A 25,155-nucleotide genomic window follows, 5' to 3' on the forward strand; every position below is an offset into this window, starting at 1 on the left:
TCATATACGAACCACACAGCTATCCATTCTCCAAATGATGAAAAGGCAACAATGCATTTGCAATCATTGTACTCATTATTTTCACAAAACACTCTTGTTACTGATTGTTTGTTTTATATGTAGGCCGTAATTGTTCCCCCCTTCACGCCTCCTTATATTTTTATCCTACACAATGAAAATCTCTTTTTTCTTACCTATTCCTTACAAATTCCTTACATTCAAAATCACTTGTACACTAGGGTTGAAGTAGCATCTGTGCCCGAAAGCGCAAAAAACACCGATGCTTTTCGCTTCAGTGTTTTTTGCGCTTTACATATTGAAGATTCATTTTACTCTTAACAGGTTAAATTGCTGATTTTTTCTAATACGATTATTCTTCTTACTATATAAAACAAATTTCATAGTATTATATGAAACACTTCTCAAGTTGTCATTAAGGCACATTATTCTAAATTTATTAATGTAGTTGAGATGGACTCACTTTTTGAATTTGAACAAGTATATCAAACGCTTTACCTAATGATATATCAATAGTTTTTGGTATATCAGGCCCTTCGGTAGTTATTCCAGCGAAAATTGGATGTTGTTCGTTTAACCAAGTTTTTGTCACGCCGTTCGCCTTACGTAAATCAATAAAAAATTGATCTTTTTTCACCTGTCCAAAAATGTAGTTATAACTGTTTGGATCATCCGATTTTAATGTTCCGTATGGGCCGAATTCACCATTGCTATTCTTGACATTGTATTGTCCTTCATAAACTGACGTTCCAATAGATACGTACCGTTTTCCGTAATATTCTGCTAAATGCTGCCCAGCTACTTTAGGGTATATAAAAGAAAGCATATTTGTTTTCGAAACGTGTCCATTATGTCCCCATACAATGGTTTTTCCTAAATGTTCTTCGGTCCACTTCGCATTTTCATACATTGCAATATCATGTTTCAAATAAAAATCCGATGGTTTATCAGGAGGTGACGCTAACATTGTAGTAAACTGTTCAATAATACGAGCATTTTGTTTTATCCATGCAAACTCTTTAGATTTTCCATTTAAATAACTTTTATTTTCTTCTAATAAAGCACTAATTTGTTTAGCATCTGAAATATACTTTTCTTTTTCTTCTTTCGTAAGGCTTTCAAAAGCATTCATATCCTTTGTTACAGGAATAAGACCTTTTATCTGCTCTTCTACTCTAGGCAATAGTTTTGAATTGTTCGCTTTAATATATTCTATTATATTATTATAAACATTCTCGTTTACTGATTGAATGTCCATCCCGATGATACGTACTTTAGATTTATGTTTTGGATTAGCATTATATTGCCGAATCCAATCAAGTAAATCTAGCATTTCTTTCGTCTTAAATACAGGTGTTAGATGTTGGCTTGGGTTTCCCTTACCAGTAAGAACATATCGATCAAGTTCCAAGGCCCTGTCCCATCCCTCTTCTAAAACTAGATTGGTAAAGCCCTTTTCAGATACTAAATAATTAACAATACGGTGTTTCATCGTAAAAACTTCATGAGCCCCATGCGTAGCTTCACCTAGACCTACAATTGAAGCTGAACCTACCATATTCTTAAGTGGTTTCAAATCATTAAGAGGTGCAGTTGGATTAGTTGTTTTTAAAGGCTTTGCATGTGCCTCTAACCATTTTGCTATTTGATTTGTATTGTAGGGAGCTGTAACAGAAACCTTTGTTTTCGAATCTGCATAAGTATTTCCTACAAAATGAGTCATTGTTATAGCAGAAGCAACAATTGCAATAATTATTTTCTTTTTCATAAAAAACCTCCTGAAATATTTACTTATAGATTTTTGACATACTCTGCCAACTTCCATTTAAAACATTCATTTTCTTATTACTGTTCAGATACATTTATTCTAGTTCCTAAAACTCACTTATTTCTTAATAGGTTCTTAAGAAATTCTTAATTCACTTATACGAATATAAAACTACATAAGCTTCAATCCATTGTAGTGTAAACTCCTTATTTCATAACATCATAATGTATAGATATTCGTTATAAATGATGTTATCTAAAGTATTCAATTTCAGTATGTATTATTAACGTAGTTAATATATGGTTAATATGAAGTTCCAAATTTTGATTGTTTGTAGTCTCTTTATCATAGAGTTAATTTAGGGGTTATTTTTTGTTCACTTCATTTTTTTCGGCACTCTGTATCTAGACAGTATACGCATTGGCCACAGTTAGACTATTTCAAATCAAAAAAATAGATTACCTGTACACTAAAAAGTATAGCGCACAGATAATCTAGTTGTTTTTGAGATTAATAAAAGACTAATTTATTTTTTGAATTCTTCCATCAATAATAGACTGAATTGGTTCTTTTGATTTTTTTATATAATCTACTAATGCTTCAAAATCAGTTGGTCCTGTTTCAGCATCTTTACCGTTTTTAAAGGATACAAACCCATCTCCACCTGAAGCTAGAAATGCGTTAGCAACGACGCTGTAAGTTTTAGATGGAGTAATTTCTTCTCCATTTGTTAAGCGAATACTTGTTACTTTTTCTCCATTAGGCTTGTTCGCATCCCAAGTGTATTGGATCCCTGAAATTTGAAGCATTCTTGTTATATCTTTTTGCCATTGTTGATTTAAAATATCACGAATGTCTTGACCTGTTAAATTTACTTTTATTAATTGATTTCCGAATGGTTGAATACCATATATCTCTCCCCATGTAATATCACCAGCATCTAAGTCATTACGAATACCACCAGGATTCATAAGTGCAATTTGGGATTGCATTGTTGCACGCTGGGCATCAGCAACTAAATTTCCAAGAGTAGATTCACCAGCCATATTTTGTTTGCGATCTAGTGGAGCAATAGACTTACCTACAACTTCATTAACAAGAGGCGCGATTTTTGCTTGATATTTCTCCATCTTCTTCTTTATTCTTTTATCAGGCTCCATGCCTTCATGGTAAGTTGTAACAATTTCTGCTTTTTTCTCAACAATATCTTGTGTCTTACGATCAATCTTTACATCAACATCAGCAAAAGCCATACCATAAGAATTTGCTTGTACGACAAGTTTATTATTAACAGTTCCATTTACATAAGTGTGGCTATGCCCACCAAAAATAACATCGACTTCTGGATCAGTCTCATTTGCTAATCGGACGATATCACCATTTGTTACGCCGTTCCCATCTGTTGTACCTCCGTTATGTGCAAGAACAACGATAGATTTAACGCCTAGTTTTTTTAATTGCTTTACGGATTTGTTAATAGCTTCAACTTCATCTGTAATTTCTACATTCTTTAGCATAGTAGGCATAACAAGGTTAGGAACATCCGTTGTTACGACTCCGATAAAGCCAACAGGAACTCCTTGTACCTTTTTTATAGTGAATGGTGGTAAAAATAAACGACCGGTGGATTTATTATAGAAATTCGCAGCAACATATGGGAATTTTGCTCCTTTAAAATTACCTGTTTTCTCATGGTATCCACCATAAATAAGGCGATGCATTTCCTCAACACCTTCATCAAATTCATGATTTCCTATCGTTCCAACATCGAATTTCAAATCATTTAGAAATTCAATTGTAGGTTCGTCTTGTAATAATGCTGAAACAGGAGTACTTGCTCCAACAACATCTCCAGCATGTACCTTTAATGTATTTGGATTTTGTTTTTCACGATCACGTAAATAAGCCCCTAAGTACTCAATTCCCCCTGCATCTTTATTGTTAATTTTTTTTACAGTGTCTAGTTGCCCATGAAAATCGTTAATACCGAGCATTTGTACATCTATGTAGCGGTTTTGTTCTGTATTCGCTTGGATTGAAGGTGCAGCAAATACACTAGTAAAAGTAACTGTACTTAATGCTAAAGCAACTGGAATGATTTTTTTCAACATAAAATTTCTCTCCCCTAATTAAAATCTGACATAATACGATGTTATTTTAATATATTGAGAGAATTATTTCCATAAAAATTCTACCAATTATAAAAATTAATAAGATTTTATTGTTTTCTGACAAGATATTTCTTCCTCAAAAAAAATGTACATTTCTTTGTTTTGAGGATTATTCAAAATATTATCTTGATAGTAAAATAACAATACTTCTAAGAAATCTAAAAAACTCTAATCAATACATTTTAGCTGTTAAGAAGAATATTCAATCCAAAATTAATGGATATTTATCAGCCTAACATCTCAATATCACCATTTAAAAAGATGCTCCTGGATTTATCCAAGAGCATCTTTTTTTAGATTTATTTTTACTTGTTTATAATTTATCAATTAACAATTATATAGTTGTAATCAGTCCTTTAAAAATAATAGGAGTGCTTCATTAAATTCTTTAGCATGCGTTGCATTTAGCCCATGTGGACCGCCTTTTATTAAGGCTACTTTAGAATTAGGAATTGCTTCATGTGTTAATTTCCCACTATATTCATATGGTACAGTTGCATCAGAATCACCGTGAATAATAAGAGTAGGTATATTAAACTTCTCCAAGTCTTTTCTAAAATCTGTCTTACTAAAGGCGGTAATACAATCAAGTGTTCCTTTAGGTGATGCACCGGCTGCAATATCCCAATTATATAAACGGAATGGTTCACTAACTAAATCTGTTCGATTACCAGCCGCGAAAAATCCCTTAGTAAATTCATCAAGAAATGCAAGGCGGTCATTTATCACACCACTTTTGAATGCTTCAATTGTAGCATCATCTAATGCCCCTTCAGGATGTTCCTCTGATTTGTATAAATATGGAGGAACTGCTCCAGCAAAAACAGCCTTTTCAATACGATCTGTTCCATACGTACTAATGTACCGGGCTACCTCGCCTCCACCCATAGAAAAACCAACAAGTGTGACATTTTGAAGCTCTAAATGTTCTAATAGTTGATGTAAATCAGAAGTAAAGGTATCATATTCATACCCTTCCCACGGCTGAGATGATTTTCCAAACCCTCGACGATCATACGTTATAACTCTGTATCCAGCCTCAACAAGAGCTGGAACTTGGTATTCCCAAGATCGACCACTTAACGGCCAACCATGAATTAGTACAACTGGTTTTCCTGTGCCATGATCCTCATAATATATCTCAATTGGTGCTTGATTTTCGGTTCCCACAGTAATTTTAGCCATGCTTCTACCTCCAAAAAGTATTCTAATATGTATCCTTTTCTTCAATAATCCGGATGAATCTCACAATCTATTTATGCACGTTTATGTTGTGAACTCTAAGTATGAAACTCTATTGTTCCAATGCATTCATTTTCTCCTTTTGGAACAATCCCCCCTCTAATACCTTTTTCATCATAAAATAATTACTGAACATTACTTATATTCAATTGTAATAACAAAAATAGGTGACTATCAATATTGTTCTATCTATAGGATGTATAGGTAAAACCAATCTATTTTATAGTGAAAACAACTATAGTTACGACCTATACAAATTATAGATAATTTAGAATTGATTAATGAATCAGTTTTCAAATACTATAAATTTGTATAGCACTTCATGTTCTGTGAATGCTGCTATGACCAATATTATTGGTCAGCTTAGTTATAAACGAAGAAACTTATGATAGTATTCGACTATTTAAACTTTCTTCGATTACTTAATTTTTAGGAGGAATACATAATGACTGATCTCTATTCTCGTATTAACAAAGATGATGCTGTCGTTCTTTTAGTAGATCATCAAACTGGTCTTATGTCCGGACTAGTACGTGACTATGGTGTTGATGAATTCAAGAACAATGTTTTAGCTCTTGCTCATACTGCTAAGTTTTTTGATTTACCAGTTATTTTAACAACAAGTTTTGAAAATGGACCTAACGGACCTTTAATGCAAGAATTGGTTGATCTCTTTCCTCATGCACCAAAAATAGCTCGACCTGGACAAATTAACGCATGGGATAATGATGATTTCGTAAAAGCAATCGAAGAAACTGGAAAAAAGCAACTTATCATCGCGGGCGTAGTTACGGACGTTTGTGTTGCTTTCCCTGCACTTTCCGCTATAAAAGCTGGATATGAAGTATTTGCTGTTACTGATGCTTCAGGAACTTTCAGTAAACAAGTTGCAGATGCTGCAAATACTCGTATGGCACATAGTGGTGTGCAACTTATGAACTGGTTTAGCGTAGCTTGCGAATTACAACGCGATTGGCGCAACGATGTCGAAGGTTTTGGCAATTTGCTTGCTAGCAATCTTCCAGGCTATCAAAATATAATTGGAAGCTATATGGGCGCGCAGCGAGATCTTAGTAAACAAAATGCATAATAGCTTTTCTTTCAAAAAACTAGATAGTATACATTTAGTGCTGATTAAATAAGCACTCTCTTTTAAATTAAAAGGTATAGCAAATATTTTATTTTTACGATTACAGGTTTAATTAACAGAAAATATATTTTTTCAATAATATTAATTTTAAACAATTAAAAAAGGAGCTGTTTATTATGAGTAATTTAGAATTGTTAAATCCGGAGAACAGTGCATTAATTTTAATTGACTTTCAACCTCAAATGACTTTTGGAGTTGCAAGTATTGATAGACAAACATTGATTAATAACGTTATGCTGCTTGCTAAATCAGCAAAAACTTTTAACGTACCTACTATTCTTACTACAGTTGAAACACGCAGCTTTTCTGGTTATTTTTGGCCACAAATTCTTGATATATTCCCAAACCATGAAATTATAGAACGTAGTTCAATGAACTCTTGGGAAGATCCGAAATTTGTTGAGGCAGTTAAAGCAACCGGTAGAAAGAAATTAATATTTGCAGCACTTTGGACTGAAGTTTGCCTTGCATTCCCTGTGCTTGAAGCAATTAAAGCTGGCTATGAGGTGTATGCAGTTGATGATGCTTCAGGTGGTACTAGTTTGACAGCACATAACGCTGCTATGCGTCGTGTAGAACAAGCTGGTGCAATTCCAGTGACAGCAATTCAAGTTTTACTTGAATACCAACGTGACTGGGCACACAAAGACACTTATGATGCTGTAATGGAGATTGTAAAGGAACACACTGGTGCTTATGGTCAAGGTGTAGAATACGCATATACTATGGTGCATGGCGCGCTTCCAAGCAGGAAAATATGAAACAAGAAGGAGTAGCTGTCGAAGAGACTTATACAGGGAACACGATGGATGCTGGCAATCCAGTAACAACGATTGTTACATGGGAAATTCAAGAAGGTAGAGAAAAACAGTTTGAAACATGGAGACATGAAATTGAGGCTGCGGCTACTAAATTCCCAGGACATTTAGGTGTAAATCTAATAGTCCCAAGTAACGAATCCAGAGAGTATACTGTTATTTTTCGCTTTGATACGTATGAGCATCTACGTGCTTGGCAAGAATCAGATGTTCGCCGGGATTTGTTAAAAACGGCCGAGCAATTTCAAGCCACTAATCCAACTTACAAAACTGAAAGCAGTTTGGCTTATTGGTTTGTTACTCCGAAAACGCCAGTTCCACCTCCAAAATGGAAAATGTCTATCGTTACCCTTCTGGGTGTATGGCCTCTTAGCATGTTAGTTCCTAAAGTGATAGGACCTATTATAAAACATATGAATCCTATTATGTCAGCTTTTTTTGTTTCTGTATGTATAGTGTCCTTGCTATCATGGGTAGTCATGCCGATTTTCGGTAAATTATTTCATCCATGGTTACAAAATAATAGAAAGTAGACGAGGTGTGAACATGAATTTACCGGATATGATCTTATATAACGGAAAAATTACTACCCTTGACCCTTCTCAGCCTGAGGTATCTGCTATCGCCATAACTGATGGTTTAGTCACTGCAGTAGGTGGAGATGAGATTCTTAATAGTGCCACGGAAAAAACAAAAAAAATAGACCTAAAAAGAAAGAGAGCTATTCCAGGCCTGAATGACTCTCATATACACGTTATTCGTGGTGGTCTGCATTATAATATGGAATTACGTTGGGAAGGCGTGCCATCACTTTTTATTGCTCTAGAAATGCTCAAAGAACAGGCAAGGCGTACACCTGCTCCTCAGTGGGTAAGAGTAGTTGGAGGTTGGTCTGAATTTCAATTTAAAGAGAGACGGATGCCAACATTAGAAGAGATTAATGCTGTTTCTGAAGACACGCCTGTCTTTGTGCTACATCTTTACGATAGAGCACTTGTAAATCGTGCAGGGCTACGTGCACTGGGATACACGAAAGATACCCCAGACCCTCCAGGCTGTTTAATTCAGCGGGATAAAAGAGGTAATCCAACGGGCCTTTTAATTGCTAACCCTAACGCTTCTATTCTTTATTCAAGTTTGGGTAAAGCTCCAGTACTTAATCTTGACGACCAGATTAACTCAACTCGCCATTTTATGCGTGAATTAAATAGATTAGGTATTACAAGCGCCATCGACGCAGGTGGTGGTTTCCAAAATTACCCTGATGACTACAAAGTTGTTGAACATTTAGCCGAGAAGGAACAATTAACTTTGCGTATTGCTTATAATCTATTTACGCAAAATCCTAATCATGAATATGAAGACTTTGCTTCATGGGCAAAAATTGTTTCTCCTGGTCAAGGAAATGATAAGTATAAAATGAATGGTGCCGGAGAAATGTTAGTATTCTCGGCAGCCGATTTTGAAAAATTTCAAATGCCACGGCCCGAACTAGCTACAGTAATGGAAGCCGACTTAAAGAAAGTAATTTCTCTATTGGTGGAAAACCGTTGGCCATTCCGTTTACATGCAACTTATGACGAGTCAATCACACGTTTCTTAAATGTATTTGAGGAAGTTAACAGAGAAATTCCTTTTAATGGGCTACGCTGGTGGTTTGATCATGCAGAAACAATCTCAGATCGTAGTATGGAACGTGTTAAGGCTTTAAATGGCGGTATTGCCATCCAAGACCGCATGGCTTTTCAAGGTGAATACTTTGTTGACTTATACGGAAAGGAAGCTGCAAAGCATACTCCTCCGATTTATCGTATGTTAGATCTTGGTATACCTGTTGGCGCCGGTAGTGATGCAACCAGGGTTTCCAGCTATAACCCTTGGGTCGCTCTTTACTGGATGGTTGCCGGAAAAACCATTGGTGGTCTTTCCATATACGATGAAAAAAATAAACTTGATAGAAAAGTAGCCCTAGAATTATATTCAAAAGGAAGTGCGTGGTTCTCTGGTGATGAAGGTAAAAAGGGAACCCTTGCAGTAGGTCAGTTTGCTGATATTGCTGTATTGTCTGCTGACTACTTTACTGTGCCAGAAGAAGAAATCAAAGACCTTGAATCATTACTTACCATTATGGGTGGGCAGGTTGTTTATGGAAATGATGAATTTAAAAATTTATCACCTGAATTGCCGCCAGCATCACCTGATTGGTCACCGACGGGCGTTTATGGTTATGGTGGTGCTAACCTAGCAAACACTATACTTTCTCACGATTCCCATGATAACAAGTTACATAGTTGTAGTAACCCTCTCCATCAACACACTCATACCGTAATAGGAAAAGATGGAACTAAATGGGGGATTGGTTGTACTTGCTTTGCTTTCTAAATCAAAACCACCGGTATAATGCCGGTGGTTTTCTTTCTACAATAAGGATATGTAGATTCAAAATAGCAGTGTATATCCCCATATGGAATCTGTTACTATGCGATAAGACCAAAGAATTGATTGATTAACTTAACTTGTTTTTGATAGCCTTCTCTCCTTGCAAAGTCTGTCCTTTTTTCCTTAATTAAAAGTCAATGGTATCCCCCTTTTTGATCGACTACACCACACATATAACCCCACTGTCCTTTGACTTTATTATAGATTTTAATTTTTCCAATTGTTACACTGGAATCATTATTATTTCTATTACACTGATACTTTTTGAGAATCATTTAACTTCTGCATAAAGATGCGTGCTGCAAAACTTAAAAATTTATCATCAAAGTGTATAAGATTAATATCTTGACTTGGTGTTGGATCAGTAATACGAACTATGCTCAAAGTATCATTATTAACAAAGTTAACCAGTGAAAGAGGTATTATGGCAACCCCATGTCCATTGTATACAAGGCTCAATAGAGAAATAGAAGATTTTGTTTCTATATTTGCTTCAGATAAAGATAACCCTAAACTCTCACAATATATCTTAATAGATTCACGACAACTACATGAAACCATTACTCTACTGATCCCTACTAATTCTCGAAAAGAAACAAATGATTTTTCATTCAAAGGATGATTTTTTGGAATGACAAGGACGAGCTCTTCACTATACAAAAGGGTGTTTGTTAATGTGTCTGGAATTTGAGCACTACGTGTAATCCCGAAATCAATATTTTTGTCAACGATTTGATTTACAGCAACTTCGGATTCTATAATCTTTACTACAATGTTGGGATAATGTTGTTGAAACTTCATAATATAAGGTGTTAAATAAGTGAGATCCTCTAATAGACCTCCTATAGTAATCACACCTCTTTTTACACCCTTTAATTCAAAAATTTCATTATAAACGTCATCAAATTGTTGCATGATAAATTTCCCTTTATCAAATAGCAGCTTACCCGCTTCTGTCATTTTGATACCTCTTCCAACTCGATGAAACAAGGGTGTATCAAGTTCACCTTCTAAAACTCGTATTTGTTGACTTAAAGTCGGCTGTGAAATACCTAGAACTTCCGCAGCTTTAGTGAAACTATTATTATTACAAACTTGAATAAAATACTCTAAATGACGTAATTCCATTCTTGATACCCACTCTCCGCTTTATGAAAGATTTATAATTTAAAGGACGATATGTATACGTTAACATAACAACTTTATTTCATATTATACCGATTGAAATTACACGCTTTATTCATTTTGTATTATAATAAATTTACTACCATTTATTAATTTTTCCTCCTATTTATTTAAATTATATTTAATTAGGACATTACTAATTCGAGATATATTTCTAAAGATTTATAGTTCTAGTGCATAATACCCTAATTTTTTCAACTTTTCGATTATCATTTTTTTCTCAATATAGTCCAAACCACCAAATATTTGCTGAATCGCCTCTTTATGCTGAGGAAAAATAATATCCATTAGTTCAATACCTTCTGAAGTAATTGACGCATACGTGACACGGCGGTCTTTAGGACATGGTTTTCGTATTAAGAACCTCTTCTTTTCCAACTTATCCACTACATACGTGATACTACTACTTGCAAGTAATATTTTGTCTCCAATTTTTTGTATAGGCTGATCGCCTTTACTATACAGTAGCTCAAGCACTGCAAATTCAGTTGGATTAAGTCCATAACTTTTTATATCCTCTTCAATACGCTTAGTAATTGACTGTATTGCCCTAGATAATATAACAAATAACTTTAAAGATAAGCTCTCATCGTTAATCACGCTCATAATTACCAATCCTTTACAAGTTATCTTGAATTCGAGATTTATTATATTATCGTCAAAATATTATGTCAATCATTCATTTTAGCTTTATCAATCCATTTATAATTTATTTCTCAACATATGACATATGGAATTAGAAGAAAACAATTGTTAATATATAAGTATCTCAATTACGTTATTTCTTTTAAAGAGAGCTTGTTTTTAATCGCAAGTTCTCTTTTGCCATATTCTAAATTGAATTCGGACAAATTTCAGATGATGAGTCTGCCCCCCAAGTATATGATATAGTTTTTTAACAAAGATTAGAGCCCTCCTACAAGAAGGAGGGCTCTAATCTTTCATATAAATATTCACCATTTTTATCATTGCGAGGACATCAAAACTTTAACTTGATGGGGATATGGTGCTATCTCAATTAATAAATATTACAAACCATATATCTATCATATTTTTTATAAACAGGATTAATTAGATTTAAAAAAAGATTTCTTTTTCTTTACTCGTAATAAGTCACCTGTCCATCCTTTGAATCGCATATACATATACATACCCGCTGTTGTGAAAATAATAAATAAGAGAGCGATTAAATAGCTATATTTCCATTCTAGTTCAGGCATGTATTTAAAATTCATACCCCATAATGCTCCTAAGGCTGTCAAAGGCGTACTCACAGCAGTTAATACAGTAAGAGCTTTCATAATTTCATTCCCACGATGAGAAGAAACAACTTCTTGTAAATGAATCATCGTGTCTAATTCTTCTTGGTACTCTTTAACAAGTTGTAATCCACGCTCTAATTTTACGTGTGTTTGTTTATAACAAAGGGTGTTTGTTAGTTTTTCTAACCAAGCTTCTTTTAGGCCTTGTAACACTTCTTGTATTAAGCGAAACACATGTGTGTTCATAAATAATTCATGACGAATATGATAAATCCTTTCTAAAACTGCTATGTTATTATGATGATAAAAATCCCATAATACATTTCTGAAATTGTTTTCAAAGTAGTCAACCTTTCGCAAATAGTGAGATATAAACATTGATAAGATAGCACATAATCCTTCAGCGGAACTGTTACAATTTTTTGTACCCATAGGGAAATTATGTATTAATTTTTGGAAATCCTCTTCCTCTTTTTCCTGAACTGTTATCAGTATTCCATGAGCTACGAAATAATGAAGAAATTTTTGAATTTTGGCGTCCTTTTTATCTTGATCATATAAAAACGAACCATATATACAAGTTTGACTTGGTGATAACGTATAAACATATAATCCATTTTCACAAGGAGAACGTATTTTCTTTACAAATTGAGAGAAATAAGATGTTACATTACGAGGGATTATAGAAGAAAGTTTTTCAAACTCACTAGTTTTCACATGATACCAACTCCATTTCGTCATTTCTATGCATTCCATATTATTCTTCCTTTCTAAATAGTTTTATATTTGATCGAATCATATCCGTAATATGAAATTTGTATGTAGGTATTCATGTATTGGAGGAAAAGTTTTTAGATCATCTAAATTACAAAATAAATGACATAGGAGGTCTTATTCTTTTAAAAGGAAGACCCCCTATATTAGTTATTTTTATTCTCAATTTTAAACATTTCCTCTATACAAGCACTTTTTATCTTTTCTTATAAAGAATTTATTATATGTGGAAAAGAAGCTACATAATTTGGCACGTCTATTCAACGAACTCCATTTCAGTCGTTATTATAATTTAGATTCATATGCAGATTGATTGGTGATGTCGTCAAATACTTGACTTCCAATAATATAGTATCCATGAAGTGCAGCCTCTTTCGAAGCGTCTACCATACGGAAAGAAGAAACTTCACCTTGCATTTTTTCAATTCGTTTTTTGTGGAGATCTACTATTCCTCCTGTCCAAATGATAGTATCATACTGTTCTAACGTAAATTGTTCTTGTAATACACGTATGACGTCTTGGAAGTGTGCATCCAACTCTTTTTGAATCAAAGTATGAACCTGACTTGTCTCATGATTTTCTTCTCGACATTCATATCCTTTTTCTAATATGTTTGGCATGTCGTTAATATGCAATTGATTACTTTCACCCTCATAATTCTGCACGATATTCTTAATATTTTTCAAAGGCTTGCTACATCCTAGTTCCGTCTCATAATGATTTAAAATGAGATTCTGTTTCATATCTGTCATTTCTAATGTACGAAATCCACCATCAATAATTAAGATGCGATCTCGTTCCTGAATGATTCCCTCTTTTAAGAAATAGGCATGTAAAGCGACCGGTTGCTGAAGAATCAAAGCATTTTCCACCGTAATATGAATAAATTTCCCATCAATTTGCACGGAAGTTTCTTTTTTTAGTGCACGTTGTAATTGCTCATGCTGACTACCAAAACAAGTGATGGGAAGCCCGGTAACAACTAGAGGTAACACGACATTTTCTTTATAATCCTTTGCAATGCAACCAAATACTTGTTGTTTAAATCGTTCGCTTTCATAATAATTTTCTATTTCATCGTCAAATGGAGGAAGAAATGAAGCGTCAGATTGATGTGCTTCATTTCCCATGTAGTATGCAAAGTCTAAGTCTATAAAACTTACCTTTGTTAAATCTTCACTTTCAGCATGATTAGGTACAGGGGCTAGTGTGGAAGCTTCACTCTTGATTGTCATCTCAGAATCTACAGCCTGTCGATATGCCCTTTTGGTAAAGCCAATTCCTACATCAATTGCATACAGAGATTTCATACTTTTTTCCTCACTTTCTATTTTTAGAGTTAAATCTAGGCACTCTCTTCTTTCCCTTCTTTCACATATTTCTTTTCATTTTTCGTTTTTCCCCCGTCTAAGTTCTTACTATTTTCATTTATTTCGTAATCCTTTTCACCTGTTTTCTTTTTATTATTTTCGTTTTCTGTTAAGTCTTTAATGGTAGAAATGACAACTGGTGTGGCTGTAAGCAGTTGTGGTAATGTTTGTTTTGCAACATTAGCTGCAGTTACAGAAAATTGTTTACTTGTCTCAGTTACCTTCTCCAATGTTTCCTTTATGTTTCCTTCTTGTAGTTTTTCTTTTACGCTTTTTCCTTTTGTTTGTATAGCTTTCCGATTTTCTTTTTTTAATAGGGAGACTATGACTCCGGTCGTAATTCCAATCACAGCATATTTAAATATTGTATGTTTCATTTTTCTCATCCTTTTCTATTTTTATTTTCTTCAATGCTACAACCTAAAATAATTACCTTACCTATTTATCAGATGTTGCAATCTATTACAGAGAATGATAGTTTTGCGGCTGCCTATCATTCGCCATTGGTACTTCAGCTGTTACTAGGAGTAAAATCTTCCCTTGATCTAGTTTTTCTTCATATAAGTTAGCTTCCTCCTTCGACAACCCCATTTCTTCCATTTGATTTCGAAGTTCGTCCCCTTTTTTGGAGAAAAAGTTGATAATACTTGTTCCCAATCCTTGTTCTTTTACTCCAATCGTATTTGTGTTTGTATCATCCGCAATCCTTTTTGTTATATGTTTTTCATGTGCTAAAACATAAATGTCATCGTGGCGAACCCCTTGCAATTCTAGCTCTTTTACTTTCATAACTACTTCCTGTTCATTTTGATATTCATAAACTACCGTTTTTCTTTCATTCGTATGCATCGTATCTTTCCTCCTTTAGATTTTTTATTTTTTTATTTAGTTGTTATGTAATATGTAATACACCTATTTTAAAGATGTTAAACCTAAATTTTCAAAAAATTTTACACAATAGGTTATTCATGTTTTTAATATCAAAGAAATGTCACAAGAACTTTGCTTTGATAAAAGCGCTCCAAATAACGATTTGTTTGGAAGGTAAGCCCATTGTTTTATAGAAATCATAGAAAAATAAAAAAGCACTCCTTTTCAAAGAGTGCTTTTAAAAAACATATAACCTAATAAAAATATTTCTATTTTGATTACGGAAAGAAAGTCTTTATTAAAACATATGGTTGCTAATTTAATTGCGATTTGCCTTGCACCCAAGTAACAATATCATTTAAAACATACTCAGGGATATTAGTAGGACTATACTATTCATCTGGCTTACTTATTCCCCCATCCCCCTCTGTAAAGAAATGATTTAACTTTGGATATAGTCGATAATCTACATTATCTCGTTCTTTTAATTGTTCTTTCCAAAGAGGAATTTCAATTTTTGATTGAACTTGATAGTCTCGTTCTCCTTGAATAATAAAAAGCGGTGTCTTTTGTTCTTTTGACATTTCCACTGCTTTAATTTTATGGATAGAATCCTTACTTCACAGGATTTTTTTGCTGTTTTCACTATATCCTTACTATACAAATGAAAATATACAACGATACTAAATATACAAACTTTGCATAAAAAAATGATTTTATAGTATCTTTTTAATATCCATGTCCGCCTTGCCAACCACCATGTCCGCCCGGCCAACCACCATGTCCACCTTGCCAACCACCGTGTCCACCTTGCCAACCACCGTGTCCACCTTGCCAACCACCGTGTCCACCTTGCCAACCACCGTGTCCACCTTGCCAACCACCGTGTCCACCTTGCCAACCACCGTGTCCACCTTGCCAACCACCGTGTCCACCTTGCCAACCACCGTGTCCACCTTGCCAACCACCGTGTCCACCTTGCCAACCACCGTGTCCACCTTGCCAACCACCGTGTCCGCCCGGCCAACCACCGTGTCCACCTTGCCAACCGCCTTGCCAACCACCGTGTCCACCCGGCCAACCACCGTGTCCGCCTTGCCACCAGCCTGCATAGCCTTGTCTCTGTGAGTTCATTCCTTCGCATCCCTTCTTATTAAAAATTCAAATACTGTAACTGGGTATTCTCTAAATATAATTATGTATCCCAAAAATAAATGTATCCGCAAACATCCCGATTATTGGTAAAGTAATTATCTAATGAAAAAACATTTATTATTGCAAATCTAAGCTCTATTATTTTTTGCTTTTCCAAAATTTTTTCGCTATTTTATTAGCATAATACTTTTTAGATTCAATTTCATCATAGTTACTTAGTATTAGAACAGACCGATCATTACTTGCGATCCTTTTTCAACATTACATCAGAATCCATAGTTGGGCTTTAATTATACAAAGAAAACGATACTTCACTATTGAAGTATCGCAAAAAAACTATTTACTTACATTATTATGACTATAACCCTATCCGGTATTAGTTACTCACCTAAAATTGCAAATGGGCTAAATGATTCATAATGAATCAATTCCTTTTCTATACTGTGTTCTTTTAATACTGGAGCCGTTGACTGCACAATTTGTATTGTTTTCTCGTCAATCATAAATGGTACATCCCTTCGTATACAATGTCTTTATAAAACATTAGCATTATTTGAAATTTACCTTTCATAATTTCATTTTTTACTTTTAACTTCAGAATATCGAATCTTTTTTTATTATGGATCTAAACTGATCCAATAGTGATTCTGGCGCAATTACTCTGAAGTTTTTACACTAGAACCTTCTTATTTACGCATTGAAAAATGTTACCTATAACGGAAAAGCCCAGATAGCGATGTGGCTGCACTATTATTAAAGGCATTTCTCCTTCTAAAACAGACAGTACTTGCAATCTTAGTACGGATCACAGTTGAATTCATGTTACTTAATCGTACCCATTCCACCAATTTTAATCTTAACCTTGACGTTTACATCGCCTTTTGCTAATTCGTTACCCCAATTATTTTGTATTTTTTTCCATTTTGGATATGTGTATGTTCTTGCATATCCTCCAAGCCCAATAGGATCAATTTTGGCGGTTTGTATTTTTTGTATTAATTGCTTGAAATCAGCTTCTAGCTTAGTTTCAATCGCCTTTTGTAATTTGGCTGCATCCTTTCTAGTGTTAAACGAAAAAAGTCGTTCTGTAATACCGATTCTCATCTTTACATCTACATTAAATATAAAATGATCATCATATCTTGCCTTTGTCTTTACTTTAATACCATAGGCAGTAAAACTTATCAAATCTTTATCTTGACTATCTGAATTTAGCTTAATTGGAACTGTAAATGGTAACTCCCCTGCAGTTCCTTGTTGCAAAATGCGTAAGAGTTTGTTTTCATCAGGTTTCAGTGTTAATTTATACTTTCCTTTTTCATCCAATAAGGCTGTACCTGTCACCCATATTTTATTCTTTTTTTTCAGTTCAGTAATATTTGCTGTTAGCCCTTTGTCTGCTCTTTGTTCATATAATTCTTGAAGTGTTGTTTTCACCGTGATATTTCTTAAAAAAGCGGTATCAACTAGTTTTGTTAAATATATAGGAAGCCTTGGTTTATCTTTTGGACTATAGAAGATGACGTCTGAAACAGGTCCATCTACAGCGACAACCCTTGCGGTAACTGTATTTTTGGGATCACGGTAAAATGGATCAAGGTAAATTTCCCAGTTTTTTTGTTTCAGTAGCCTTTTTCCAACTAAAATAACCTGTGTTTTACTTCCGGCGGTAAGTGCCATAACCGTAGCATCAAATTTGTCTCTTGCTTTTCGAACCGTAGCAGATTTCACACCAGTAGTTTCTTCTTTTATTTTTGCTTCTTTATTGAAAACAGGGCTTGATATATACACTAATAAATTATCATTAGGATCTAAATCGATACCAAGAATAAGAGTAAGAGAAACATCTTCAACATTTCTTTGATCGAAGCATCCAGTCATCAAGAACACTAATAACAAAATACAACATAGTACTTTTCTTTTCAATGTATTCTCCTCCGGCGAAACTTCTCATATAGACAGCAATACAGCCATAAAATAATAGGTAATATATATGTTACTCCTAATCCAGTATTCGATAATACCTGTTGCCAAATTTCAGATTCATTCCAACTAGGATGAGTCCAAAATGTGAATCCGATAATAAGCAATAAGAGAACAACTACATGAGAGCTGTGATCTTGTTTTCCAAGTAATTGGCTTGAACAAAATACAGAACAGTATAGGGCAGGGATCCATGATGTGGAAACAATGGTTAAGTAAACAGCCAATAAAATCATGTCAAAACGTTCTAAAAAACGAAATTCAATTACTTTCAGTAAATTTATTACCGGTTGATTATATTGCGTAATGCTATCAGGGCTAAAATAGGCAAAGCAAACAATAGTAGCAAATAAATAAAATAACATCGTTAAGGTGTTTGCTATAACCATTCCATGGACTGCATACTGTTTTTTTTGTAAAAATGGATATAAAAAGAAAGCAATATCAAACCCTAAATAAGCATAAACAGTGCTTGGTACAGCAGTTAATATCGGTTTCCACCCTTCTTTTAAAAGCGGAAAGAAAGGCATCCAGCTTCCATTCCCTATAAGAGGGATTAAAAAAAATATCGGAATCCAAAGCGCCATATAAAAAAAAAGTTCGGCGTACCGTCCTAAAATACTAGGACCGTTACGTGCAACAAAATAGGTAGGAATCGAAAACAAAAAGATAACGATAAAGTCAGGCGTTTTCGGGAGAAGCCATCCCTTAAGGTAAAGCATAGCGTTTATAAGAACGATACAAGAATAAAAAGCGAAGTACATCATGTAAATAACAACGAATGCTTTCCCTACTATTTTTCCAAACAATCGTATAAGAATATCATAAATCGTATCCTCAGGATATCTTGCAGCTGTTTTCACTATAAACACACCTGATATTGTGGAGAAAATCCAACCAATCAATATAGCTATCCATCCATCTGTTCCAGCCTTTTCTGCAAGCACACGTGGAAGCGATAAAACGCCAGTGCCCACCTGCACTCCATTAATTAAAATAATATACTGCATAAGAGTGATTTCATTATAGGCATACTTTTTCATAATTTCACCTTTTATTACGATTCTTTCCTTGTCGAATAGTTTGATCGGTTCCATTCCCCTTAGGACGCCTTCTTATTGTCCATAAAGGAAAGCGTACAAAAACATCTTTCATATCTGCAAAACGAAAGGGTGCTAATGGTGTTCCGTAAGAAGTACCTAGCGATTTAAGACTACTTAGATGCCCAATTAAAGTCATCCACCCGATAACAAGTCCTACAATTCCAAATAAGGCAGCTGCTAGCATCATTGGAAAGCGTAAAAGTCTTACTGCCGCTCCCATATCATAGTTAGGGATAACAAAAGAAGAGATGGCGGTAACAGCAACAACAATAATCATAATATTGCTTACAATTCCCGCCTGAACAGCCGCCTGGCCGATGACAATACCACCTACAATTCCAACTGTCTGACCAATCGGAGTAGGTATCCGTAAAGCCCCTTCTCTCATCGTTTCCAATGTTATTTCCATAAGTAACGCTTCCATAACTGGAGAAAAGGGTACGCGCGTTCTTGATTCAGCAATAGATAAATATAGCTCTACAGGAATAACTTCAAAATTAAAGGAAATAAACGCAACATAACTCGCAGGCAGAAATAAAGCAACCATAAAGGCGACAAAACGAAGCAACCGAATAGACGAAGCAACTAACCACCTTGTACCGTAGTCATCGACTCCTTGAAAAAAGGAAATAAAATTTGTTGGAGTAATTAACACATTAGGTGAATGATCCATTACAGTTACAAATCTCCCCTGTAGAATGTGAGATACAGCCAAATCAGGTCTTTCAGTTAATATAAATTGCGGAAACGGTGAGTAAGGGTGATCTTCAATGAATTCTATAAGTTCGCCATTACTAGCCACAGCGTCGATTGTAATATTTTGAATTCGTGTTTCTAATTCCTTCAGCACATCTTCAGAAGCTACATCTTTCAAATATAAAATAGAAATTTTGGTTTTACTCCGTACACCAATTATTATTTCTTTTATCGCTAATTCACGATGAGGAATATATCTTCGAATCATTGCGATATTTTGACTTCCAGTTTCTATGAAAGCTTGATGTGCTCCTTTTAGAGCTATTTCGTTATGTGCGTCCTCAACACTTCTTTGTGGCCATCCTTTTGTATCCAATTGATGTGCTGTTGTTCGACTGTGAATTAATAAAACACTATCTCCCCCAAAAATAGCATTTTCAATCTGACTTAATGTATTAATAATCTTAATTTGTCCTAACGGAATTGGAAGTTCTCTATTAGTATCAAAATCAATATTCATCAAAGGACTGAGAACATGATTTTGAATCAATTCTTTATCTGTTAATCCAGATAAGTATACTAAGGCTGCTTCTAATCCACCTACTGTTATTTGAAACTGCCGAATTACTAAATCAGGCGCTTGACGAAATATATTCTGAATATGAGCTATGTTTTTGGATAAATCAGCGTCTAAGAGGGAGTCTTCAATATTTTTTTCCTGAAAATGAGTATTGTCTCGTATTGAACATGACTTAGGGTTGTCTCTATATTTTAAACGCCTCAAAAATTTAGCCATGATTCCCTCACTTTCTATGTACCTTTTATAGTATGTTTAGTATGCATATATTAAGGAAAAATATCCTAATAGTTCCTACAATTACACTTTTAAGACATTAGATACATTTCTTGCTGTCTTTTTTACTCATGTATTCCTTTTTGTTGTTGATGTAACTTTTCAATTGTAACTGACACACATCTGAAACTCTAAACCCTCTCTCTTCCCTAACAACTACTAATTGTAAAATTTCAGAATCTAAATTGTGTAAATTCCCCAATACTCGCTACCCTATAAAGATACATGTTTAACATGTTGGTGATAGTTTTTCTTTTCTCTTCTATATGTTCTAGTGACATAATGTTTGGTTAAAATAACCTTTAAACTCTTTTTAAGAAAAACTTAAGAAAATCTCCCTTTATTCATAAGAATTTTTTTCTATACTGAAGCATGTAAATGAACAAGAGGAGAAACGATAATGAGAAAATTTGTAATTTGCATATTAGGAATAGGCCTTCCTATATACTTACTACCTTTCATATTACGCGGGGATTTAGACAGATTTAATCCGATTGCTGAAGAAAAAAATGTATATGCCGTTGCGAAAGGATATGGTGTTCCGGATTATCATCAAAAAGGAAAAGCTATGTACTCACTAAAAGCTGTTGATGAATTAAGCAATGAAAAAGAATATAATGTTGGAACGAACACGCCTAATGATTTTATAAGAAAAACTTACTTAAAAATTCATGTAAAAGGAAAGTATGTGTATTCTTACGATATTATTTCTAAAGAGGATATTCCGGAGAAAATAGAGGACAATTGGAGATAGCAAATAAATAAAAGAGCCAATTCATACGAGTTGGCTCTTTATTCTCTCTTCCATCTACCGCTGGAAGAATTCTTTCGGTAGATTTATTAAATTCGTTATCATTGTTTCAATAACCATTCTTCAATTACTTTCACTGTTTCATCTCGTTGTGCTTTTGCCGTAATTAAACTCGCATTATCACCTTTTTGCTCACCGTACATGCCAAAATGAGCATGGTTTCCCCCTTTTATCATGTGCATATTTGTATTCTTTGACATGAACTTTTTATTGTTCTCTATTTTTTCTACAGTTGCTAAAGCATCTACTTCCCCGTAAATTGATAACATTGGAATCGACTTAGTAGAGAAGTCATCTGCAGGATACGAACCTAAGAAAATAATCCCGTCTACCTTTTCTTCATGTTGAAAGGCATACCTAGAAATCATAGCTCCGCCCATTGAATGCCCAGCAACATACCACTTTTGAACTTCAGGGTACTTTTCAATTACACTATCTACCTCATTTATTCCAAGTATCGCTAAGTTTAATGGTAACTTAGGCATTACTACAAAATGCCCATCTTTTGCAAGTGCTTCTCCTAAGTAACTATAAGCCTCGGCTTCTACTTTAGCTCCTTGATAAAAAATAACCCCTATTTTAGCATCTTTCTCTCCAAAAGCTATATAATCTTCATCTTTTTTATCATCTACTAAAGACAAAGCCTCTTTCGTTGGTTTATAAGTAAACTGAGACCAAGTTAAAAAAGTAATACTTCCGATGAGTAAAATACCTAGTAAAGAGTACAGAACAATTTTTATCCATTTCTTCACATATATGACCTCCCTAAGATATGTATATTCTATACTTTAGATTATCATTAATAAACATAAAAACTCGAGCATTTTCATTGTGCTCAAGTTTTCATTTACGTCTTTAATTTATACTATAAATTGTCCAAGATAAATATGTAGCAAATGTAGCCCATAAAAAATATGGGATTAGCAACCATGCCGATACTTTAGATAAATTGGAAGAAAACATAATGAGAAGTAACGTAGTAATAGCGACTAGTAAACAATCTACTGTTGCTAAAAACAAATTCTTTTGGCTAAATTGAAAGTAGCTGAACGCTTGATTGAATATATAATTTAAAAGGAATAAAAACCAAAATGTTTTTGGCTTGAATCCATAGTTGTTGTAAATAATTGCAACTGATAATGCAATAAGTCCAAATAATACAGCCCATATCATTCCGATTGTCATACCAGGAGGTGTCCAAGACGGCTTTTCTAACGCATCATACCAAGTACGATCAATAGGGAATAAAACACTAGAAACATAAAACAAACCATATGTTAGTAAAAATACTATAATACTAGATTTTTTCATAAACATTCTCCTTTTTACTAGAAGATTATAGAAACTTTATATGATTAGTATGTCCTTGTAATGGATAAAATCCTAATATTTAAATTCCAAATACATATTGTTTAACCTATTTCATACAAATTCTTTCATACTTTTATATGCACAAAGGGCTCTCTCTCGTGCTGCCTTATGATCAACAATCGGATAAGGATATGTATCCCCAAGTTTTATATTGGATTTTTGTAAAATATGCTCAGGTGCTTCCCAAGGCTTATGTATATATTTGTTTGGGATATCTCTTAATTCTGGTACCCATCTTCTTATATACTCTCCATTTTTATCAAACTTTTCTCCTTGTGTGATGGGGTTAAAAATACGAAAGTACGGTGATGCATCTGCTCCGCTTCCAGCAACCCATTGCCATCCCATTGTATTATTTGCAATATCAGCATCTAGTAGTGTATCCATAAACCATTTTGCTCCTTCTTGCCACGGAATTAACAAATGCTTTACAAGAAAAGAGGCTACAGCCATTCTTGCCCGGTTATGCATAAAACCTGTTTGCCATAGTTCTCGCATTCCCGCATCAATAAACGGATAACCCGTTTTCCCCTTTTGCCATACTCTTAATAACTCCTCTTCCTTATTCCACGGAAAATGTTCAAAGCTCTTATTAAGAGGTCTATATACTGTAAATGGATAATGGTATAGTAAATAATAAGAAAACTCTCGCCAAATTAATTGACGTATAAAGCTATTAACTTGTTTTTCAAAAAGACTACATTGTCTTTCGGTACTTTTATTTATTAAGTAATGAAACATTAGCTTTACTGATATTTGACCAAATGAAAGATACGGTGCCAACATCGAATGGACATTTTGACCTGGAAAATCTCTTCCTTCACTATAAGAGACTAATTTACTAGAGAAAAATTTCTTGAATGTTTTATATGCCCCTTCTTCTGTCGGATCCCATATTACTTCCATATGAGATGTCCACGGTATAGTCGGCAACAAGTGTAATTCTGAAACAGATAAGCTTGCTGGTAAAGAGTTTCCCCACTTTATACTCTGCACTCTGCTAATAGGTTTAGGTATTACCTGCTTTTGAAATGCATTGTAAAAAGGCGTAAACACCTTATATTCAGTGTTATCTTTCTTTTTAATAACCCATGGTTCTAATAATAAATGCGAATTAAATTCTTTACAGATAATACCTTTATCCTCTAACATCATTTTCATTTTTTGATTAGATTGTAATCTGTCCGGATCATAACAAATATTCCAATATACAGCCGTTATATCTAATTGCTCTATGAGAGAAAGTATTTCTTCCTCCGTACGTCCTTTACGAATTATTAAAGTAGAGCCCAATGCCTCAAGTTGCTTCTTTACATCTATTACAGCATGGTGCAACCACCACTTTGCCGCACTTCCTATTGAAAAAGTTTCATCTTGTATATATACAGGAAGAACCTCACCAGACTGAACAGCCTCAAATAGAGCTGGGTTATCATATAAACGAAAATCTTTTTGAAACATAACAATAATTTTATTTTGCATGGCTATCCTTTCTGATTTTTAAAACATAATAAATTTTATTATACAACAGCAATTTTTACATAAGAATTTATTTGTCTTTAATAAATTAGTTAACTTTTTCAACTATTTTTTTAGTAGGAATTTTAACGACCGTTTCTTTTCCCCTTGTTCTATCAATCTTGAAACCATAAACTTTAACATCAGACGGTACTAGTGGATGATGACAAATCATATCTATACTCTTCTCAATATTTTCACTAACATTTTCTTTTCCACTTAGCCATTCATCAAGGCTACCACTTGAAAATTCAGGCGTGCAATTTTCAAAGAGATAATCTAGTTCCCTGTTATTTTTTATGGAATCCCGTTGAATTTGTAGATTAACTACATCACTTTCTTTATCCTCTATTCCTACAACAATAATTTCTTCAACATTTTCTTGATAAATAGCAATAATAATAGATCTCATTATATCTCCATAAGGATGTACAATTACAGAATCGTAGCTGTGTATAGTCAACATGTTTTCTTGTTGAATGTTAGTTACTTGTTGGATAATAGGCTCTATTCCATGTTCAATGTCTGTTAACAATAAAACTTTTTTATTCTTTGAATTCATATGGAGCACTCCTTCTTCATTATTGTATTTATGAA

General features: G+C 34.0%; 22 protein-coding genes and 2 pseudogenes. 5 read left to right on the forward strand and 19 right to left on the reverse strand.

Annotated features, from left to right (window positions below):
- Nucleotides 1-457: 457 nt before the first annotated feature.
- The 3 genes from N2V79_RS15000 to N2V79_RS15010 all read right to left on the reverse strand — a co-directional run bounded on the left by N2V79_RS15000 (nucleotide 458) and on the right by N2V79_RS15010 (nucleotide 5,142).
- Nucleotides 458-1,786 (reverse strand): erythromycin esterase family protein, encoded by a 1,329-nt coding sequence (locus N2V79_RS15000; protein WP_000726839.1) that lies wholly within the window; start codon nucleotides 1,784-1,786, stop codon nucleotides 458-460.
- A gap of 521 nt (nucleotides 1,787-2,307) precedes the next feature.
- Complete coding sequence (locus tag N2V79_RS15005) at nucleotides 2,308-3,897, reverse strand: bifunctional metallophosphatase/5'-nucleotidase (RefSeq protein WP_069355877.1); 1,590 nt, start codon at nucleotides 3,895-3,897, stop codon at nucleotides 2,308-2,310.
- Between the two features lie 408 nt (nucleotides 3,898-4,305).
- Entirely contained in the window at nucleotides 4,306-5,142 is an 837-nt protein-coding gene (locus N2V79_RS15010; RefSeq protein WP_098841665.1) for a bromoperoxidase, read from the reverse strand.
- A 502-nt stretch (nucleotides 5,143-5,644) separates the two neighbouring features.
- On the opposite strand from N2V79_RS15010, the gene ycaC reads away from it, so the two are divergent.
- From ycaC to N2V79_RS15030, 4 genes are all read left to right on the forward strand, one after another.
- Nucleotides 5,645-6,289, forward strand: coding sequence for an isochorismate family cysteine hydrolase YcaC (ycaC, locus tag N2V79_RS15015; protein ID WP_000131213.1), 645 nt, complete (start codon nucleotides 5,645-5,647; stop codon nucleotides 6,287-6,289).
- 176 nt (nucleotides 6,290-6,465) lie between these two features.
- The gene (locus N2V79_RS15020; RefSeq protein WP_000067162.1) at nucleotides 6,466-7,110 is read left to right on the forward strand and encodes a hydrolase; all 645 of its coding nucleotides are present in this window, start codon (nucleotides 6,466-6,468) and stop codon (nucleotides 7,108-7,110) included.
- Entirely contained in the window at nucleotides 7,107-7,700 is a 594-nt protein-coding gene (locus N2V79_RS15025) for an antibiotic biosynthesis monooxygenase (protein WP_000806856.1), read from the forward strand. The genes N2V79_RS15020 and N2V79_RS15025 overlap by 4 nt, the downstream gene beginning before the upstream one ends.
- Before the next feature lie 13 nt (nucleotides 7,701-7,713).
- Nucleotides 7,714-9,549 (forward strand): amidohydrolase, encoded by a 1,836-nt coding sequence (locus N2V79_RS15030; protein WP_023522384.1) that lies wholly within the window; start codon nucleotides 7,714-7,716, stop codon nucleotides 9,547-9,549.
- 306 nt (nucleotides 9,550-9,855) lie between these two features.
- On the opposite strand, the gene N2V79_RS15035 is transcribed toward N2V79_RS15030, so the two are convergent.
- From N2V79_RS15035 to N2V79_RS15090, 12 genes and pseudogenes are all read right to left on the reverse strand, one after another.
- Nucleotides 9,856-10,734 (reverse strand): LysR family transcriptional regulator, encoded by an 879-nt coding sequence (locus N2V79_RS15035; RefSeq protein WP_023522386.1) that lies wholly within the window; start codon nucleotides 10,732-10,734, stop codon nucleotides 9,856-9,858.
- A 219-nt stretch (nucleotides 10,735-10,953) separates the two neighbouring features.
- Nucleotides 10,954-11,397, reverse strand: coding sequence for a MarR family winged helix-turn-helix transcriptional regulator (locus N2V79_RS15040; RefSeq protein WP_016122794.1), 444 nt, complete (start codon nucleotides 11,395-11,397; stop codon nucleotides 10,954-10,956).
- Nucleotides 11,398-11,858: 461 nt separating this feature from the next.
- A complete protein-coding gene (locus tag N2V79_RS15045; protein WP_340720010.1) occupies nucleotides 11,859-12,809 on the reverse strand; it encodes a magnesium transporter CorA family protein in 951 nt (316 codons plus the stop codon).
- Between the two features lie 303 nt (nucleotides 12,810-13,112).
- Nucleotides 13,113-14,138 carry a ParM/StbA family protein gene (locus N2V79_RS15050; RefSeq protein WP_200458194.1) on the reverse strand — a complete coding sequence of 342 codons (1,026 nt, stop codon included), beginning with the start codon at nucleotides 14,136-14,138 and terminating at the stop codon, nucleotides 13,113-13,115.
- Nucleotides 14,139-14,173: 35 nt separating this feature from the next.
- Nucleotides 14,174-14,575 (reverse strand): hypothetical protein, encoded by a 402-nt coding sequence (locus N2V79_RS15055; protein WP_000683219.1) that lies wholly within the window; start codon nucleotides 14,573-14,575, stop codon nucleotides 14,174-14,176.
- 85 nt (nucleotides 14,576-14,660) lie between these two features.
- On the reverse strand, nucleotides 14,661-15,047 hold the full coding sequence (locus N2V79_RS15060) for a general stress protein (RefSeq protein ID WP_000557321.1): 387 nt from the start codon (nucleotides 15,045-15,047) through the stop codon (nucleotides 14,661-14,663).
- 335 nt (nucleotides 15,048-15,382) lie between these two features.
- A pseudogene (locus N2V79_RS15065) lies at nucleotides 15,383-15,682 on the reverse strand (alpha/beta hydrolase); the annotation flags it as partial.
- Between the two features lie 115 nt (nucleotides 15,683-15,797).
- The gene (locus tag N2V79_RS15070) at nucleotides 15,798-16,202 is read right to left on the reverse strand and encodes a hypothetical protein (protein ID WP_340720011.1); all 405 of its coding nucleotides are present in this window, start codon (nucleotides 16,200-16,202) and stop codon (nucleotides 15,798-15,800) included.
- 401 nt (nucleotides 16,203-16,603) lie between these two features.
- Nucleotides 16,604-16,726, reverse strand: a complete 123-nt coding sequence (locus N2V79_RS15075; protein ID WP_000564622.1) for a flavoprotein — start codon at nucleotides 16,724-16,726, stop codon at nucleotides 16,604-16,606.
- A 319-nt stretch (nucleotides 16,727-17,045) separates the two neighbouring features.
- The gene (locus tag N2V79_RS15080; protein ID WP_069355881.1) at nucleotides 17,046-18,149 is read right to left on the reverse strand and encodes a Ger(x)C family spore germination protein; all 1,104 of its coding nucleotides are present in this window, start codon (nucleotides 18,147-18,149) and stop codon (nucleotides 17,046-17,048) included.
- Nucleotides 18,146-19,249, reverse strand: coding sequence for a GerAB/ArcD/ProY family transporter (locus N2V79_RS15085; protein ID WP_053565489.1), 1,104 nt, complete (start codon nucleotides 19,247-19,249; stop codon nucleotides 18,146-18,148). Before N2V79_RS15085 ends, N2V79_RS15080 begins: the two co-directional genes overlap by 4 nt.
- Nucleotides 19,250-19,253: 4 nt before the next feature.
- Nucleotides 19,254-20,801 (reverse strand): spore germination protein, encoded by a 1,548-nt coding sequence (locus N2V79_RS15090; protein WP_053564049.1) that lies wholly within the window; start codon nucleotides 20,799-20,801, stop codon nucleotides 19,254-19,256.
- Between the two features lie 457 nt (nucleotides 20,802-21,258).
- Between N2V79_RS15090 and N2V79_RS15095 the strand changes: the two are divergent.
- Nucleotides 21,259-21,623 (forward strand): annotated as a pseudogene (locus N2V79_RS15095) (YxeA family protein).
- A gap of 87 nt (nucleotides 21,624-21,710) precedes the next feature.
- Here the strand turns inward: N2V79_RS15095 and N2V79_RS15100 are convergent.
- The 4 genes from N2V79_RS15100 to N2V79_RS15115 form a co-directional block, all read right to left on the reverse strand.
- Nucleotides 21,711-22,421 (reverse strand): alpha/beta hydrolase, encoded by a 711-nt coding sequence (locus tag N2V79_RS15100; protein WP_340720012.1) that lies wholly within the window; start codon nucleotides 22,419-22,421, stop codon nucleotides 21,711-21,713.
- 103 nt (nucleotides 22,422-22,524) lie between these two features.
- Nucleotides 22,525-22,980 (reverse strand): TspO/MBR family protein, encoded by a 456-nt coding sequence (locus N2V79_RS15105; RefSeq protein WP_000749744.1) that lies wholly within the window; start codon nucleotides 22,978-22,980, stop codon nucleotides 22,525-22,527.
- Nucleotides 22,981-23,091: 111 nt separating this feature from the next.
- Nucleotides 23,092-24,522 (reverse strand): cryptochrome/photolyase family protein, encoded by a 1,431-nt coding sequence (locus tag N2V79_RS15110; protein WP_340720013.1) that lies wholly within the window; start codon nucleotides 24,520-24,522, stop codon nucleotides 23,092-23,094.
- A gap of 85 nt (nucleotides 24,523-24,607) precedes the next feature.
- Nucleotides 24,608-25,120, reverse strand: a complete 513-nt coding sequence (locus tag N2V79_RS15115) for a carbonic anhydrase (protein ID WP_340720014.1) — start codon at nucleotides 25,118-25,120, stop codon at nucleotides 24,608-24,610.
- Between the last annotated feature and the right edge of the window lie 35 nt (nucleotides 25,121-25,155).

It is taken from the genome of Bacillus sp. CH_70 (assembly GCF_038007045.1).
GTDB classification, from domain to species: Bacteria; Bacillota; Bacilli; order Bacillales; family Bacillaceae_G; genus Bacillus_A; species Bacillus_A cereus.

Coding starts and splice junctions, on each gene's coding strand:
- N2V79_RS15000 (WP_000726839.1), bottom strand. CDS start 1,786: ATGAAAAAGAAAATAATTATTGCAATTGTTGCTTCTGCTATAACAATG.
- N2V79_RS15005 (WP_069355877.1), bottom strand. CDS start 3,897: ATGTTGAAAAAAATCATTCCAGTTGCTTTAGCATTAAGTACAGTTACT.
- N2V79_RS15010 (WP_098841665.1), bottom strand. CDS start 5,142: ATGGCTAAAATTACTGTGGGAACCGAAAATCAAGCACCAATTGAGATA.
- ycaC (WP_000131213.1), top strand. CDS start 5,645: ATGACTGATCTCTATTCTCGTATTAACAAAGATGATGCTGTCGTTCTT.
- N2V79_RS15020 (WP_000067162.1), top strand. CDS start 6,466: ATGAGTAATTTAGAATTGTTAAATCCGGAGAACAGTGCATTAATTTTA.
- N2V79_RS15025 (WP_000806856.1), top strand. CDS start 7,107: ATGAAACAAGAAGGAGTAGCTGTCGAAGAGACTTATACAGGGAACACG.
- N2V79_RS15030 (WP_023522384.1), top strand. CDS start 7,714: ATGAATTTACCGGATATGATCTTATATAACGGAAAAATTACTACCCTT.
- N2V79_RS15035 (WP_023522386.1), bottom strand. CDS start 10,734: ATGGAATTACGTCATTTAGAGTATTTTATTCAAGTTTGTAATAATAAT.
- N2V79_RS15040 (WP_016122794.1), bottom strand. CDS start 11,397: ATGAGCGTGATTAACGATGAGAGCTTATCTTTAAAGTTATTTGTTATA.
- N2V79_RS15045 (WP_340720010.1), bottom strand. CDS start 12,809: ATGGAATGCATAGAAATGACGAAATGGAGTTGGTATCATGTGAAAACT.
- N2V79_RS15050 (WP_200458194.1), bottom strand. CDS start 14,138: ATGAAATCTCTGTATGCAATTGATGTAGGAATTGGCTTTACCAAAAGG.
- N2V79_RS15055 (WP_000683219.1), bottom strand. CDS start 14,575: ATGAAACATACAATATTTAAATATGCTGTGATTGGAATTACGACCGGA.
- N2V79_RS15060 (WP_000557321.1), bottom strand. CDS start 15,047: ATGCATACGAATGAAAGAAAAACGGTAGTTTATGAATATCAAAATGAA.
- N2V79_RS15070 (WP_340720011.1), bottom strand. CDS start 16,202: ATGAACTCACAGAGACAAGGCTATGCAGGCTGGTGGCAAGGCGGACAC.
- N2V79_RS15075 (WP_000564622.1), bottom strand. CDS start 16,726: ATGATTGACGAGAAAACAATACAAATTGTGCAGTCAACGGCTCCAGTA.
- N2V79_RS15085 (WP_053565489.1), bottom strand. CDS start 19,249: ATGAAAAAGTATGCCTATAATGAAATCACTCTTATGCAGTATATTATT.
- N2V79_RS15090 (WP_053564049.1), bottom strand. CDS start 20,801: ATGGCTAAATTTTTGAGGCGTTTAAAATATAGAGACAACCCTAAGTCA.
- N2V79_RS15105 (WP_000749744.1), bottom strand. CDS start 22,980: ATGAAAAAATCTAGTATTATAGTATTTTTACTAACATATGGTTTGTTT.
- N2V79_RS15110 (WP_340720013.1), bottom strand. CDS start 24,522: ATGCAAAATAAAATTATTGTTATGTTTCAAAAAGATTTTCGTTTATAT.
- N2V79_RS15115 (WP_340720014.1), bottom strand. CDS start 25,120: ATGAATTCAAAGAATAAAAAAGTTTTATTGTTAACAGACATTGAACAT.